Consider the following 14,495-nt stretch of genomic DNA (forward strand, 5'->3'; position numbering starts at 1 on the left):
AGCCGATAAACAGGGATCCCCTCTCCGGGTCATAGGCCAAAGCCAAGGGTGGTCCTGGCAGCGGCAAGTTGCGGGCCTGCGGCTGCTCCGATCCCTCCCCTGGGCCGTTTGGAGCGGGGATCACCGCCAAACTTTGGGCAGCGGGCATAGAGGCGAAAACCCGCCCCCTGGCCGGATCCACGGCCATGTCCAAAACCCCCGCTGGTAGCCCGTAAGCCCGGATCAGCCCCCCGGTTAGCAAATCGAGGGCCACCACCCCAGGAGCATTGGGGCCGGAGGCATAGACCACCTGCCGTGCCGCATCCACCCGCACCACGCTGGGGGCAAAGCCCACCGCCACCTGCCACAAGGGATCCCCGCTCGCCCCATCCAGCAGAGCCACTGCCTGCGCTTCCAAAAGTCCCACTGCCAGCCAGCCCCGCTCCGGCACCGCATCGAGGCGATCGGCAGAGCTGGGTAATGGCAAAAGCCAATCTCCCTCTGGCCTCAGTCCGTTCCCGTCCGCCGAGACACTCCCCACAGAAGCAGAAGAGCCTGTTTCAGGCGAAGGGATCCCTTGCCCCAACACGGGGGATCCCAAGGCCAGCACGCCGCTCATCACCACAACCAGCCATTGCCAGCGCATCGCCTTTTCCGCTCCTCAACCGCGCCTGCTCTCCTTCTTCGCCCAACCAGCATAGCCAACCCCCTCGCCCTTTCCTGGGGGATTCATGTCAGAAAACCCAAACAATTTTTGACAGTCTGCCGCGGCGACCTTAGAATGGATATTCGCTGGTTTCGTCAGGATAAACCATGAAGGTGCGGCCCTCCGTCCGTCGAATCTGCGAAAAGTGCCGAGTCATCCGCCGCCATGGCCGGGTGATGGTGATTTGCCCTTCCAACCCCAAGCACAAGCAGCGGCAGGGGTAGAGGTGCGGATGGAGGGGTGCGGCCAACGGTGGAGAGCACAGCCAAACGACCCTGCTGCCGCCGCGGAGGGCCTGGCGACCCATCTCTTGGCAAGGAGAGACTCTGGTTTCCTCACCTCAACAGCAATATCTTCCGGGCAAAGCTCCACGCCGCCAGTCTAGGCCTGGGGAGCCAGCTTATCTGAGTTTGTTTGAAAGGTACTACCAACCATGGCACGGATTGCGGGAGTTGACATCCCACGCGACAAGCGAGTCGAGATCGCCCTTACCTACATTTACGGCATTGGGCTGACCCGCTCCCGCCAAATTTTGGCGAAGACCGGCATCAACCCCGATACCCGCACCCGCGACCTTACCGACGCCGAGGTGGCCGCCTTGAGGGCAGTGGTAGAAGGCGAGTACCAGGTGGAGGGAGATCTGCGCCGGCAGGAGGCGATGAACATTAAGCGGCTGATCGACATCGGCACCTATCGGGGCCGCCGCCATCGTCTGAACCTGCCTGTGCGCGGCCAGCGCACCCGCACCAACGCCCGCACCCGCAAGGGGGTCAGGAAGACGGTGGCTGGCAAGAAGAAAGCTCCCGCCAAGAAGTAGTGGCTGGGTCGGCGGGCAGAGTTTCCCACCCTCTCCAAACAGCAAAACGGGATGCAAACAGTTGTTTAAAGGACACACAGGTCATGGCTCGGCAGCAACGGCGCGGACGCAAGGTCAAGAAGAATGTCCCCAACGGGGTGGCCTACATTCAGTCCACCTTCAATAACACCATCGTCACCATTACGGATCCCAATGGCGACGTGGTGTCTTGGGCCTCCGCAGGTTCCACGGGGTTCAAGGGCGCCAAGAAAGGCACCCCCTTTGCGGCCCAAATGGCAGCAGAGAGCGCAGCACGTCAGGCCATGGAGAACGGCATGCGCCAGATTGAAGTGATGGTGAGTGGCCCTGGCGCCGGTCGGGAGACGGCAATTCGCGCTCTGCAGGCTACCGGTCTAGAAATCACCCTGATTCGAGATATCACTCCCATTCCCCACAATGGCTGCCGCCCCCCCAAGCGGCGGCGCGTCTAAAGGGATCCCCAGGGCAGGCCGAGCGCTGGTGGCTGTCTGCTCCAGGTCGGCGACAGGCTTGCCCCACTGCAGGATGTGAGGCATGACCTCCAGTCTTCCAAGTTCTCCAAACGGATATTGAGCCAGACGGACGGGGCTACTCTATGATACAAACCAGCCGAACCCTCCACAATCTGGGCAGCAAAGCCACTTCCAGTGCTGCTTCCTACCAGACCGAGTGCGTCGAATCCCATCAGGAAGCCAATGGCGTTCACTACGGCAAATTTGCCCTGGGGCCACTGGAGCGCGGTCAAGGGATCACGGTGGGCAACGCCTTGCGGCGGGTGTTGCTCTCCAACCTAGAAGGAACGGCAGTAACCGCTGTCCGCATTGCTGGCGTCAGCCACGAGTTTTCCACAGTGCCCGGGGTGCGGGAAGACGTGATGGAGATCCTGCTCAACATGAAGGAGCTGGTGCTACGCTCCAACGCTTCTGACACGCAGGTGGGCCGTTTGGTGGCGCAAGGGCCGGGGGAGGTGACCGCCGAGAAGCTGCAACTGCCCAGCGAAGTGGAAGTGATCAACCCCCGCCACCACATTGCCACCTTGGCGGAAGGGGCGATCCTGGAAATGGAGTTCATGATTGGCCGCGGACGCGGCTACCGCGCCGTTGACTACTCCGATAGAAAATCGATGGCCATTGATTTTCTCCAGATCGACTCCGTCTTCATGCCGGTGCGCAAGGTGAACTATACGGTGGAAGCAGCCCGGGTCGGCCAATCCCTGGAAAAAGATCGTCTAATATTGGAGATCTGGACCAACGGCAGCCTCACCCCCCAGGAGGCCCTCAGCCAGGCGGCCCGCATTTTGGTGGGCCTGTTCTCGCCGCTGCAGGAGGTCAGCTTTGACACCCCGCCAGAGCCCCGGCAAGCGGAGGACAATCAGAAGAACCAGATCCCCATCGAGGAGCTGCAGCTATCGGTACGCGCCTACAACTGCCTGAAGCGCGCTCAAATCAATACGGTGGCCGATCTGTTGGTCTACACCGAGGAGGATCTGCTGGAGATCAAAAACTTCGGCCAGAAATCTGCTGAAGAGGTGATCCAGGCCCTCAAGAATCGCTTTGGCCTAACGCTGCCCCGCGCCCGCGAAAAGGGCAAAGCCTAGAGACCCAAACAACCCTCCAAGGTGCTTCGCGCCGCTGGCGTCACCGCAAAACTCAGTCAGGATCCCCGAAGAGCCTAGGATAGAGGTTACCATGCGTCACCGCCGTCGTACCCCCCACCTCAACAAGCCCGCCGACCAGCGCAAGGCCCTGCTGCGGGCGCTGACCACGGCCCTGCTGCGGGAAGGGCGGATCACCACCACCAAGGCCCGCGCCAAGGCCATTCGCGCCACCACTGAGAAAATGATTACCCTCGCCAAAGAGGGATCCCTGGCGGCGCGGCGACAGGCCCTGGCCTACATCTACGACAAGGAGCTGGTGCGCTCCCTGTTTGAGCAAGCGCCGGAGCGCTACCGCGATCGGCCTGGGGGCTACACCCGCATCCTGCGCACGGTGCGTCGGCGGGGCGACGGGGCAGAAATGGCGGTCATCGAGTTGGTGTAGGCCCCATGCAGAGCCGTCGCATTGCCCTGAAAATTCAGTACCTCGGCAGCGGCTTTCGCGGCTGGCAGCGGCAAGCGGGCCACCGCACCGTACAAGGGGTACTGGAGGAGGCGATTGCGTCGCGGGCCGGGCACCCGGTGACCCTCTACGGGGCAGGACGCACCGACACCGGGGTTCATGCTGCTGGCCAGGTGGCCCACTTCGACACCACCTCTGGCATCCCACCCACGGAGTGGGCACGGGTGCTCAACGACTGTCTGCCGGAAGATGTGGTGGTGCTGGCCTCGGCGCCGGTGTCTGACGTTTGGCATGCCCGCTTCTCGGCAAGATGGCGCCGCTACCGCTACCTCATCCTCAATCGAGAGCTGCCGGATGTGTTCTGGCGGCCCTTTAGCTGGCAGGTGCGCTGGCCGTTGCAGGTGGAGCCGATGGCGGAGGCCCTTAACTCTCTGCTGGGTGAGCACAACCTGGAAGCCTTCCGCCGGCGGGGATCCGACCGGCCCCACTCGCGGGTGCAGGTGCAGGAGGTGCTCTGTCAGCGGCTGGGGGATCTGGTGAGCATTGAGGTGCAGGCCAGCGGCTTTCTCTACCGGATGATGCGGCTGCTGGTGGGATCCCTGGAGGTGGTGGGCCGCGGCGAGCTTAGCCCGCAACAATTTGTCCACCTGTGGCAACACAACGACTGGAGCCGGATGCGCACCCGCTACAGCGCCCCTCCGCAAGGGCTGTGCCTGGTGGATGTGGGCTATGCTGTGGATCCCTTTGGCTGCCGCTTCGCTCACTCGCCGCCCTTCTGGGCTTTGCCCATGAAGGGGTTGCCCAAAACCCCCGATTGGTCAGCGGCTTTGTGGGTTTCCTCCCTGGCCTAGGCGTTCTCTTGTCCATTTCATCCTGCGGTTGATGTCATCCTTGGCTGCCATGAACACAACTCCCGTTCCCGCCCCCGAAACTCTAACCCCTCGCTGGTATCTGGTGGACGCTGCCAACCAGCGCCTAGGTCGCTTGGCCGTGGTTGTGGCCAACCTCCTGCGGGGCAAGCACAAGCCCAACTTCACCCCTCACCTGGATACGGGGGACTACGTGATCGTGATCAATGCTGAGAAAGTGGTGGTCACCGGCAAAAAGCGCACCCAAAAGCTCTACCGCCGCCACTCTGGCCGTCCTGGAGGCATGAAAGTCGAGACCTTTGCCCAACTGCAAGCTCGCCTGCCGGAGCGAGTCGTGGAGAAAGCAGTCAAGGGGATGTTGCCCCACACCCGCCTGGGCCGGCGGCAATTTACCAAGCTAAAGGTATACGCCGGGCCCCACCACCCCCATGAGGCCCAGCAACCTCAGGTTTACCCCATCCACACGATTCCAGGAGCCAAAGTATGACTCAAGTAGCCAGTAGCCAACGAGCCGTCTATTGGGGAACCGGACGCCGCAAAACTGCTGTTGCCCGCGTGCGCCTGGTGCCCGGCACCGGCAAACTGATCATCAACGACAGGCCCGGCGACCAATACCTGCAATACCAGGAGGCGCTGCTGGCCAGTGTAAAAGCACCGTTGGAGATCCTCGGCCTAGAGAACTCCTACGACATCTTGGTGCGGGCCCATGGCGGCGGCGTTCACGGCCAGGCCGATGCCATCAAGTTGGGGGTGGCACGCGCCCTCTGCGAGGTGGATCCAGCCAACCGGGGTCCCCTCAAGACAGAGGGCTACCTAAAACGGGATCCGCGCGCCGTGGAACGGAAGAAATACGGCCTGCGCAAAGCCCGCAAGGCTCCCCAGTACTCGAAGCGCTAGGGATCCCTGCCATTGCTTTTTCAAGGTCGATGTTGGTAGACAAGGGTATAAGAGCAGGCTAGAGGAGGAGATTGCCATGCCCAAAAAAGGAATCCACCCGCAGTGGTATCCCGAAGCCAAAGTCATCTGCAACGGCGAAGTGGTGATGACGGTGGGATCCACCAAGCCAGAGCTCAAGGTCGATGTTTGGTCGGGCAACCATCCCTTTTTCACCGGTAGCCAGAAGATCATCGACAGCGAAGGGCGCGTGGAGAAGTTTATGCGCAAGTACGGCATGGGTGGCAAGAAAGCTAAGTAGCCGAGCCTCAATTCAAGTTTCTTGGTCTGCCTTGCTGGGCATTGCTGTGAGTCTTCGCTGACACTGGATCTATGGCCTCTGCTCAACTCATCGAGCAGCTTAAAAACGTTGAAGCCACCTTTCAGGAGCTGACGGTACGTCTGGCCGATCCCGATGTGGCGACGGATCCTGCTGAGCTGCAGCGGATCGCCAAGGCCCGCTCCTCTCTAGAAGCCACCGTCCAGACCTTTCATGAGTGGCAAAAGCTTACTCGCGAGCTGAAGCAGACGGAAGAGCTCCTGCGGGAGGTGGCTTCTGACGACCCGGAGCTGGAGGCAATGGCCAGGGCAGAACTGGAGCAACTGCGCGCCCGCCAAGAACAACTGGAGGAAAAGCTGACCCTGCTGCTGCTGCCCCGGGATCCCAACGACGAAAAAAACATCATGTTGGAAATCCGCGCCGGCACTGGCGGCGAGGAGGCGGCGCTGTGGGCAGCAGATTTGGCCCGCATGTACACCCGCTACGCCGAGAAGATGGGTTGGTCGGTGCGCCTGGCCAGCCTCTCGGAAGGAGAGATGGGAGGCTACAAAGAGGCCATCCTGGAAATCCGCGGCGACCAGGTCTATAGCAAGCTAAAGTTTGAGGCCGGCGTGCACCGGGTGCAGCGGGTGCCCGTGACAGAGGCGCAGGGGCGCGTCCACACCTCGACGGCCACGGTGGCGGTGATGCCGGAGGTGGACGAGGTGGAGGTGGTGATCGACCCCAAAGACATCGAGATCAAGACGGCGCGCTCCGGTGGGGCGGGCGGCCAAAACGTGAACAAGGTGGAAACGGCGGTGGATCTCCTCCACAAGCCCACCGGCATCCGCGTCTTCTGCACCGAGGAGCGATCCCAGTTGCAAAACCGCCAGCGGGCGATGCAGATTTTGCGGGCCAAGCTCTACGAGATGAAGCTGCAGGAGCAACAGGCTTCCATCAGCTCCGCCCGTCGCATGCAGGTGGGAACGGGATCCCGCTCGGAAAAAATTCGCACCTACAACTACAAGGACAACCGCGTCACCGACCACCGCCTCAACCAGAATTTCCTGCTCGAGCCGATTTTGGAAGGGGAGCTGGACGAGTTAATCCAAGCTTGTATTGGCCTATACCAAAAAGAGCTGCTGGCGGAGCTATCCTAGGTGGAGACGGGATCCCTTCCTGCTGCCGACCTGGCGGTAGAATAAATACCCATGTCGAGTGACCTAAGGAATCCTCCCCATGCTGGCTGAGTACCGCCAACATGTTGCTGCCCGCGCGGATCAAGGGATCCCGCCGCTGCCCTTGAACGCTGCCCAGACCAGCCAGGTGTGCGAGCTGCTCAAGGATCCCCCTGCCGGTGAGGAAGCTTTTTTGTTGCATTTGCTTACAGAGCGGGTACCGCCGGGGGTGGACGAAGCGGCCTATGTGAAAGCGGGCTTTTTGGCGGCTGTGGCCAAGGAGGAGGTGCGCTCGCCTCTGATTACCCCCCTGCGGGCGGTGGAGCTCTTGGGCACGATGCTGGGGGGCTATAACGTCCAGGTGCTGGTAGAGCTGCTGCAGGATAGGCGGCAGGAGATCGCGGCAGCAGCGGCCCGCGCCCTTAGCCACACGCTGCTGGTTTTCGATGCCTTCCACGACGTGCTGGAACTCAGCCAAGCCGGCAACGCCTATGCGCGGCAGGTGATCGAGTCCTGGGCCGCCGGGGAGTGGTTTACTGCCAGGCCGCCCCTGGCCGAGGCCATCACCGTAACGGTGTTCAAAATTGCTGGCGAGATCAACACCGACGACCTTTCCCCCGCCGCCCACGCCACCACCCGCCCAGACATCCCCCTGCACGCCCAGAGCATGCTGGAGGCGCGCGCACCGGGAGCGATAGCAACCATTGCCGAGCTGAAGCGCCGCGGCTATCCCGTGGCCTTTGTGGGGGATGTGGTGGGCACGGGATCCTCCCGCAAGTCCGCCCTCAACTCCCTGCTCTGGCACATTGGCCACGACATTCCCTATGTGCCCAACAAGCGGGCCGGCGGGGTGATTCTGGGGGGCACGATCGCGCCCATTTTCTTCAACACCGCCGAAGATGCCGGCGCCCTGCCCATCCAGTGCGAGGTCTCACGGCTGGAGACGGGCATGGTGGTCACCATCTACCCCTACGAAGGTGTCATCCGTTCTGAGGATGGCCAAGTCCTCTCCACCTTCTCCCTGCGGCCTGTGACCCTGCCGGACGAGGTGCGGGCGGGGGGCCGCATCCCCCTCTTGATTGGCCGGGCCCTTACTGACAAAACCCGCCAAGCCCTGGGGCTGGGTCCTTCCCCCCTGTTCATTCGCCCCACCCCGCCCGCCGACACCGGCAAAGGCTATACCCTGGCCCAGAAAATTGTCGGCAAGGCCTGTGGGCTGCCGGGGGTGCGCCCAGGTACCAGTTGCGAGCCCCTGATCACCACGGTGGGATCCCAGGACACCACCGGTCCCATGACCCGCGACGAGCTCAAGGAGCTGGCCTGCCTAGGCTTCAGCGCCGACCTGGTGCTGCAGAGCTTCTGCCACACCGCTGCCTATCCCAAGCCGGTGGACATCCAGATCCACAAGGAGCTGCCCGACTTCTTTGCCTCGCGGGGGGGCGTCGTCCTGCGGCCGGGCGATGGCATCATCCACTCCTGGCTTAACCGCATGCTGCTGCCGGATACCGTCGGCACGGGCGGCGACTCCCACACCCGCTTCCCCTTGGGCATCTCCTTCCCCGCCGGATCCGGGCTGGTGGCCTTTGCTGCCGCCATGGGGGTGATGCCCCTCAACATGCCGGAGTCGGTGCTGGTGCGCTTCCAGGGGGAATTGCAGCCTGGGATCACCCTGCGGGACATCGTCCATGCCATCCCCTACGTGGCCATCCAGCGGGGGCTGCTCACCGTCGAGAAACAGGGCAAGAAAAACGTCTTCGCCGGGCGAATTATGGAGATCGAGGGCCTGCCCAATTTGAAGGTGGAGCAAGCCTTTGAGTTCACCGACGCCTCGGCGGAGCGCAACTGCGCCGGCTGCACCATCAAGCTGAGCATCGAGACGGTCTCCGAATACTTGCGCTCCAACGTGGTGCTGCTGAAAAACATGATCGCCCGCGGCTATCAAGATGCGAGAACCCTGCTGCGGCGCATCGCCAAGATGGAGGCCTGGCTGGCCAACCCCACCTTGATGGAGGCGGATCCCGACGCCGAATATGCCGCAGTCATCGAGATCGATCTCAGCACCATCACCGAGCCGATTGTCTGTGCCCCCAACGATCCCGACAAGGTGATGACCCTGAGCGAAGTCCACGCCCAGCATGCTGCCGGCAACCCTGACACGCCCATCCAAATCGACGAAGTGTTCATCGGCTCCTGCATGACCAACATTGGCCACTACCGCGCCGCCGCCAAGATCTTGGAAGGGCAGGGTCGGGCCAAGGTGCGCCAATTCTGGATCTGCCCGCCCACCCGCATGGACGAGGCGCAACTGCGCGCCGAAGGGGTGTACGGCATCTTTGCCGCTGCCGGGGCGAGGACGGAGATGCCCGGATGCAGCCTGTGCATGGGCAACCAGGCCCGCGTGGCAGATGGGGCCACCGTCATGTCCACCTCCACCCGCAACTTCAACAACCGCATGGGCAAGGACGCGCGGGTCTATCTGGGATCCGCCGAGCTGGCTGCCGCCTGCGCCCTCTTGGGGCGGATCCCTACTCCTGAGGAATATCGCGAGATCGTCGCCACCAAGATCCAGCCCTTTGCCGGCGAGCTGTACCGCTACCTCAACTTCCACGAGATCCCTGGCTTTGAGGACGAAGGGCGGGTCATCCCGCGCGAGCAAATGCCCAAGCTGGAGGAAGTCCTCGGGAGCCGTTCCTAAAGGGGCCACCCTGATACCATGGCAGGGTGGTTGCGCTAGCCCTGGAGCAATCCCAATGGCCCTGAATCGAAAACTCATCCGCCAGATCCACCGCGCCCTGGCCCCCATCCTGGCCTTGCCCTTGGTGGTGACGGTGGTGACGGGATCCCTCTATCAAATTGCCCGCCTCAACGACAACTTCGACTACTACTGGCTGATCCAAATCCACAAAGGGCAATGGGGGCCTCTGGATCTGCAGGCCGTTTACCCCTTCTTAAACGGATTGGGGCTGTTGGTGATGGTGGCTACCGGCCTGAGTTTGTGGTTGCAAACGAGATCCCATCGCCCCCCCAAGCACACCGATTCCTGAGAGCTTTCTCCTGTTCCTTGGGTGAGAAAATACCCCAACCGATTTCCGGAAAACTCGACATCTTGAGCCAGCTAGACAGCTTATTCTAATGTACAGAGGCTATGCTAAAGCCTCGTGAGTAAAGCTTAAAGAGAAGCTAACCAAAAGTTAACCAAAATCCGCTCAGGAGGTGGATAGATATGGCTCTTGTTCGCTGGGATCCCTTCCGGGAAATTGACGAAATTCAACGGGAAATGAACCGGATGTTCGACCGGCTGATGGCTCGCCCCGCCGAGACTGATGCCTTTGCCTTCGTGCCGGCGGTGGAAATGCACGACGATCCCGAAACCATTACCCTCAAGCTGGAGCTGCCCGGCCTGAACCCCAACGATCTGGACATCCAAGCGACGGCGGAAGCGGTCTCCATCAGCGGTGAGCGGCGCTTTGAAAAACGCTCCGAAGACAAAGGCGTAACCCGCACCGAGTTCCGCTACGGGCGCTTTCAACGGGTGATCCCCCTGCCCAACCGGATCAAGCACGATCAGGTGAAAGCGGAATACAAAGATGGCATCCTCACCCTGACTCTGCCCAAAGCGGACTCTGAAAAAGCCCAGGTGGTCAAGGTGAACGTTGTCTCCTGATGGGATGAGGCAAACGCCACTTTTGGCTTAAGCAAAATCCAGATCCTAGAGGGTAGGCCATGAGCCTACCTTTTTTGCTTTTTGGCTGGTCGATCCTCAACTCCCCTCTCCCTCAGGGAGAGGGGCTGGGGGTGGTCGCGTGAGCGGCGCGGAGCGCTTGGGCTGGGAGAGGGGCCGGGGGTGGTGGCGCGGAGCGCTATCCCTACCTCCCCTCTCCCCTTGGGAGAGGGGCCGGGGGTGAGGGAATACTCCCTCCCAGGGATCCGATTTGACCTCTGCCCTTGGGGTTGGATAAGGTTGAGGGCGAAGTGGCTGGGGAGCGAGAGCATGGCCAGCGTGACCTACGAACACGTTACCAAGCGCTACGGCGACACCACGGCCGTCCACGACCTAAACATCGCCATTGAAGACGGGGAATTTCTCGTCTTCGTTGGCCCCTCCGGCTGCGGCAAGACCACCTCCCTGCGCCTGCTGGCCGGCCTGGAAGAGGTGAGCGCCGGCTCCATCTACATCGGCGACCGCCGCGTGAACGACGTTCCCCCCAAGGATCGGGACATCGCCATGGTCTTCCAGTCCTATGCCCTCTACCCCCACATGACTGTGGCGGAGAACATGGCCTTTGGCCTTAAGCTGCGCGGCCTGCCCAAAGCAGAGATCGAAAGCCGGGTTCGGGGGGTGGCCAAGCGGCTGGGGATCGAACACCTCCTCCACCGCAAGCCCAAGGAACTTTCCGGTGGACAGCGGCAGCGGGTCGCCGTTGGGCGGGCCATTGTGCGCAACCCAGCGGTGTTTTTGATGGATGAGCCCCTCTCCAACCTCGACGCCAAGCTGCGGGTGCAGGCGCGGGCCGAGATCAGCAAGTTACACATGCAACTGGGCACCACCTTCATCTACGTCACCCACGACCAGGTGGAAGCCATGACCATGGGCAACCGCATCGCCGTCATGAAGGATGGCCGCCTGCAACAGGTGGACACTCCCCAGGCCCTCTACAACCGCCCCGCCAACCTGTTTGTGGCCGGCTTCATCGGCAGCCCTTCCATGAACTTCTTCTCAGCCAAGCTGCGGGAGCAAGAGGGCACCCTCTGGGTGGATAGCGGCGCCTTCCGCGTGCCCATCCCCTCCCACCAGGCGGATCCCTATCGGCCCCGCGCCGGCCAGCCGGTCATCTTCGGCATCCGCCCGGAAAACATCCACGATCCCCAGTACCAACCCCCAGGGATCCAACCCGCCCGCGTGCGCGCCAGAGTTGCCGTTGTTGAGCCCCTGGGCTCTGAAGTCCTCCTCCACCTCAGCGCCGCCGACCCCGAAGGGATCCTCCCCGAGCAGGAGTTTGTGGCCCGCGTGGATCCCCGTACCCAGCTTCGCGTCAACCAATGGGCAGAAGTGGTCTTCGACATGGATCGCTTCCACCTCTTTGACCCGCAAACCGAGGAGCGGCTGGAATAAACAAGAGGCGCTGTCAAGCTAAAGATTGGCTACCATAGGCTCCAGAGAAAAAGGGATCTCTATGCCGGAGCAATCTGCCTCGAAGTTGGTGCAGGCGCAGTTCGACGAATTTCCCTATCCCAACGTTCCCATTGAGCAGACGGTTACAGATACCTTTGCCCTGTTTGCCAACAGCTACACCACCGCCTGCTACGTGCGGGAGCGCAAGGTGGTTAAACCTGAGGGCAAAGTAATGCTCAACGCCGGCTGCGGCTCCGGCTGGGAAACCCTGGTTCTGGCCACGGCCAACCCAGGCGCTGCCTTTGTCGGGGTGGATATCTCGCCGAAGTCGCTGGAGATGGCCCGGCAGCGCTTCGAGTTCCACCAGATCCCAGATGTGCGCTTCGAGGTGATGGATATCACCGATATGAAGGCGCTGGGGCAACAATTCGATTTCATCGCCTGCAACGACGTGCTCTACCTGCTAGAAGACCCGGTGGCCGGGCTCAAAGGCATGCGCCAGGTGCTTAAACCCGAGGGCATTATCCGCACCAACGTCCACAGCCTCTATCAGCGGCAGTTTATTTTCAACATGCAAGATGCCATGGAGCTGCTGGGGGTGATGGACGAGCCCGCTGCCAAAGCCGTCCCCATCCTCAGAGAGCTGATGGATGCCCTCCATGAAGGCAGCTTCGTCAAAAGCCACTGGCAGGGAGACGCCATCAAGACCACCAACGGGATCCTGGCCAACTTTCTGCTGCGCAGCGACAAAGGCTTCACGGTGCCCCAGGTGTTCGAGATGCTGCGCCAGGCCGGGCTGGAGTTCGTCAGCATGGTCAATTGGCAGCAGTGGAAGCTGGAGCGAGTCCTCACCAAGCCGGTTCCCTATGCCCTACGGAACATTAAAAAGCTCAGCCAAGAGGAGCTGCTGCACTTTATCGAGCTGATTTTTCCCAACCTGACCCGGCTGATTGACTTTTGGTGCGGCCATCCCCGCCCCGCCCCAGCAGCTCCTTTTACCCCAGAAGAATGGCGGGATGGCTCTGTGCAAGCCCACCCCCTGTTGATCCGGCTCAATGCCAGGGTTGCCTTCGAGAATGCCATCCGCGACAACGGCCCGGTCAACATCAACGGCTGGCCGGGATCCGAAGGCAACATCGTCATCGATCCCTTCTCGGTGCGCTGGCTGATTGATGTTTTTGGGGAAGAGCCCGTACCCGTGCAGGCGCTGGCGGCCAAGGCCCTAGATCTCATGGACTGGACCCCCGAAGAGGCCTTTAACCAAGTGGTGGCCAACCTCAAGTTCCTGGAAGAGCGGCTGGTGGTGCTGTTGCACTCCCCTTGGCGGTGAGTTCAGGGATCCCTTAGCAGCTCCCCTCCTACCCACGCTGGAACACTACTCCCCTCTCCCTCAGGGAGAGGGGTTGGGGGTGAGGGCTAACTCCCTCAGGGAGAGAGGCTGTGGGTGTTCGCGCTAGCGGCGCGGAGCGCTTGGGCCATCCCTCAGGGAGAGGGGCTGGGGATCTGCAGCACCCGGATGCGCTCGGCCCGAATCGCCGCCGGGATCCGCCCTTCGGCGTCGGCATTGACGGCAAAACGCACCTTGCCCTCCATCTCCACCTCGTCCCCTGGGCGCAGCTCCAGCCAACTGGCGGGGCGGCCAAGGCGGATGACCTGGACATCTTCCGCAGGAACCACCGAGACCCAGGTGCCGGCGTAGCGCTGCAGGTTGGGGCTGACCTCGTCCAAATTGACCCCGATCCAGCCTTCCTCGCGGTTGAGGAGCCGCACCGTTCCTGTCAGTCGAAAAGGTTGTGCTTCTTCTGCTAGCTGGATCGGCTCGTAGAGAACTCTCGTGTTTAGAGGCTGCAGACGGGCCAGCTCCACCCGCCATCCCTGGGCCTGGCGGTAGAGAGTAACTTCCATCGCCGCCCGCAGACGCCCGTCCGGCAGCGGCTCATAGAAGCCCAACTGGGAGCGAAAAGGGCGAAACCGCGGATCCTCCCGATCCGGCTCGGTCAAGAATTGCTGCAGCTCCGCGGCGGTGAACTGGAAGTGCAAAGTAGGCACCACCGCCTCCGGCTTCAGGATTGCGTCCACCCGAAAGATGGCCGTGTTGCCCACCTCCTGGATAGGAGTGAGGGTGAACTCCTCTGCCGAGGGCCAGGAGCGATCCAGGGCGCCCGGCGGGATCCCCCTCAGCAGCCGCGGGGTGAGCAGCGCTTCTGCCGTGGCAAAATCCCGAGCGTTGGCCGCCTGCACAAAGGCTTGCAGCGTCTCCTTGGCCGTTTGCGTCTGCCCGCAGCCATTGAGCAAAACCAGGGCCAGCAAGAACCAAGCTTTCTTCAACACCTTTCCCCCGCCACTTCACTGCTGATTTTCGGCAGGTTGCTCAGTTTCTGCCGGAGAGGGCTCAGGGTTCTCCGGCTGGGATCCCTCTGCGGGCGGCTTATCCGGTTGCCACACCTCGATTCGCCAGCCGCCCTCCTGTCGGTAAAGGGTGAGCTTGAGGCAGGAGGTCACCGTGTCTCCCTCCAGGCGCAGGCCCACCAATTGCGGGGCCAACTGCTGATAGGTGGGATCGGCA

General features: G+C 62.0%; 18 protein-coding genes. 15 read left to right on the top strand and 3 right to left on the bottom strand.

Annotation, left to right across the window (positions count from 1 at the left end; genetic code table 11):
• Positions 1-625 (bottom strand): YncE family protein (locus tag NW835_RS12895; protein WP_414415496.1); only part of this gene is annotated, 625 nt, incomplete at its 3' end.
• A 167-nt stretch (positions 626-792) separates the two neighbouring features.
• On the opposite strand from NW835_RS12895, the gene rpmJ reads away from it, so the two are divergent.
• From rpmJ to NW835_RS12970, 15 genes are all read left to right on the top strand, one after another.
• On the top strand, positions 793-909 hold the full coding sequence (rpmJ, locus tag NW835_RS12900) for a 50S ribosomal protein L36 (RefSeq protein ID WP_414365890.1): 117 nt from the start codon (positions 793-795) through the stop codon (positions 907-909).
• 209 nt (positions 910-1,118) lie between these two features.
• A complete protein-coding gene (rpsM, locus tag NW835_RS12905) occupies positions 1,119-1,502 on the top strand; it encodes a 30S ribosomal protein S13 (RefSeq protein ID WP_011430299.1) in 384 nt (127 codons plus the stop codon).
• Positions 1,503-1,585: 83 nt separating this feature from the next.
• A complete protein-coding gene (gene rpsK, locus NW835_RS12910) occupies positions 1,586-1,972 on the top strand; it encodes a 30S ribosomal protein S11 (RefSeq protein ID WP_011430298.1) in 387 nt (128 codons plus the stop codon).
• 143 nt (positions 1,973-2,115) lie between these two features.
• Positions 2,116-3,117, top strand: coding sequence for a DNA-directed RNA polymerase subunit alpha (locus NW835_RS12915; RefSeq protein ID WP_414365889.1), 1,002 nt, complete (start codon positions 2,116-2,118; stop codon positions 3,115-3,117).
• Positions 3,118-3,208: 91 nt separating this feature from the next.
• On the top strand, positions 3,209-3,559 hold the full coding sequence (rplQ, locus tag NW835_RS12920; RefSeq protein WP_414365888.1) for a 50S ribosomal protein L17: 351 nt from the start codon (positions 3,209-3,211) through the stop codon (positions 3,557-3,559).
• Positions 3,560-3,564: 5 nt separating this feature from the next.
• A complete protein-coding gene (gene truA / locus NW835_RS12925) occupies positions 3,565-4,428 on the top strand; it encodes a tRNA pseudouridine(38-40) synthase TruA (RefSeq protein WP_414378250.1) in 864 nt (287 codons plus the stop codon).
• 49 nt (positions 4,429-4,477) lie between these two features.
• The gene (gene rplM, locus NW835_RS12930; RefSeq protein WP_414365886.1) at positions 4,478-4,933 is read left to right on the top strand and encodes a 50S ribosomal protein L13; all 456 of its coding nucleotides are present in this window, start codon (positions 4,478-4,480) and stop codon (positions 4,931-4,933) included.
• Entirely contained in the window at positions 4,930-5,343 is a 414-nt protein-coding gene (gene rpsI / locus NW835_RS12935; protein WP_414372560.1) for a 30S ribosomal protein S9, read from the top strand. Before rplM ends, rpsI begins: the two co-directional genes overlap by 4 nt.
• A gap of 76 nt (positions 5,344-5,419) precedes the next feature.
• Positions 5,420-5,641 carry a 50S ribosomal protein L31 gene (rpmE, locus tag NW835_RS12940; protein WP_414365884.1) on the top strand — a complete coding sequence of 74 codons (222 nt, stop codon included), beginning with the start codon at positions 5,420-5,422 and terminating at the stop codon, positions 5,639-5,641.
• Between the two features lie 71 nt (positions 5,642-5,712).
• A complete protein-coding gene (prfA, locus tag NW835_RS12945) occupies positions 5,713-6,798 on the top strand; it encodes a peptide chain release factor 1 (protein ID WP_414365883.1) in 1,086 nt (361 codons plus the stop codon).
• A 79-nt stretch (positions 6,799-6,877) separates the two neighbouring features.
• Entirely contained in the window at positions 6,878-9,511 is a 2,634-nt protein-coding gene (gene acnB, locus NW835_RS12950) for a bifunctional aconitate hydratase 2/2-methylisocitrate dehydratase (protein WP_414415497.1), read from the top strand.
• 55 nt (positions 9,512-9,566) lie between these two features.
• On the top strand, positions 9,567-9,860 hold the full coding sequence (locus tag NW835_RS12955; RefSeq protein WP_414365881.1) for a PepSY domain-containing protein: 294 nt from the start codon (positions 9,567-9,569) through the stop codon (positions 9,858-9,860).
• Positions 9,861-10,039: 179 nt separating this feature from the next.
• Complete coding sequence (locus NW835_RS12960) at positions 10,040-10,480, top strand: Hsp20/alpha crystallin family protein (RefSeq protein WP_414372555.1); 441 nt, start codon at positions 10,040-10,042, stop codon at positions 10,478-10,480.
• Positions 10,481-10,807: 327 nt separating this feature from the next.
• Complete coding sequence (locus tag NW835_RS12965) at positions 10,808-11,929, top strand: ABC transporter ATP-binding protein (RefSeq protein WP_414415498.1); 1,122 nt, start codon at positions 10,808-10,810, stop codon at positions 11,927-11,929.
• A gap of 61 nt (positions 11,930-11,990) precedes the next feature.
• Entirely contained in the window at positions 11,991-13,259 is a 1,269-nt protein-coding gene (locus NW835_RS12970) for a class I SAM-dependent methyltransferase (protein ID WP_414415499.1), read from the top strand.
• Positions 13,260-13,411: 152 nt separating this feature from the next.
• Here NW835_RS12970 and NW835_RS12975 read toward each other — a convergent pair whose 3' ends face one another.
• Both NW835_RS12975 and NW835_RS12980 read right to left on the bottom strand, forming a co-directional pair.
• Complete coding sequence (locus tag NW835_RS12975; RefSeq protein ID WP_414399025.1) at positions 13,412-14,257, bottom strand: hypothetical protein; 846 nt, start codon at positions 14,255-14,257, stop codon at positions 13,412-13,414.
• Between the two features lie 18 nt (positions 14,258-14,275).
• Positions 14,276-14,495 (bottom strand): hypothetical protein (locus tag NW835_RS12980; RefSeq protein WP_414415500.1); only part of this gene is annotated, 220 nt, incomplete at its 5' end.

It is taken from the genome of Synechococcus sp. OH2 (assembly GCF_047462155.1).
Classification (GTDB): domain Bacteria; phylum Cyanobacteriota; class Cyanobacteriia; order Thermostichales; family Thermostichaceae; genus Thermostichus.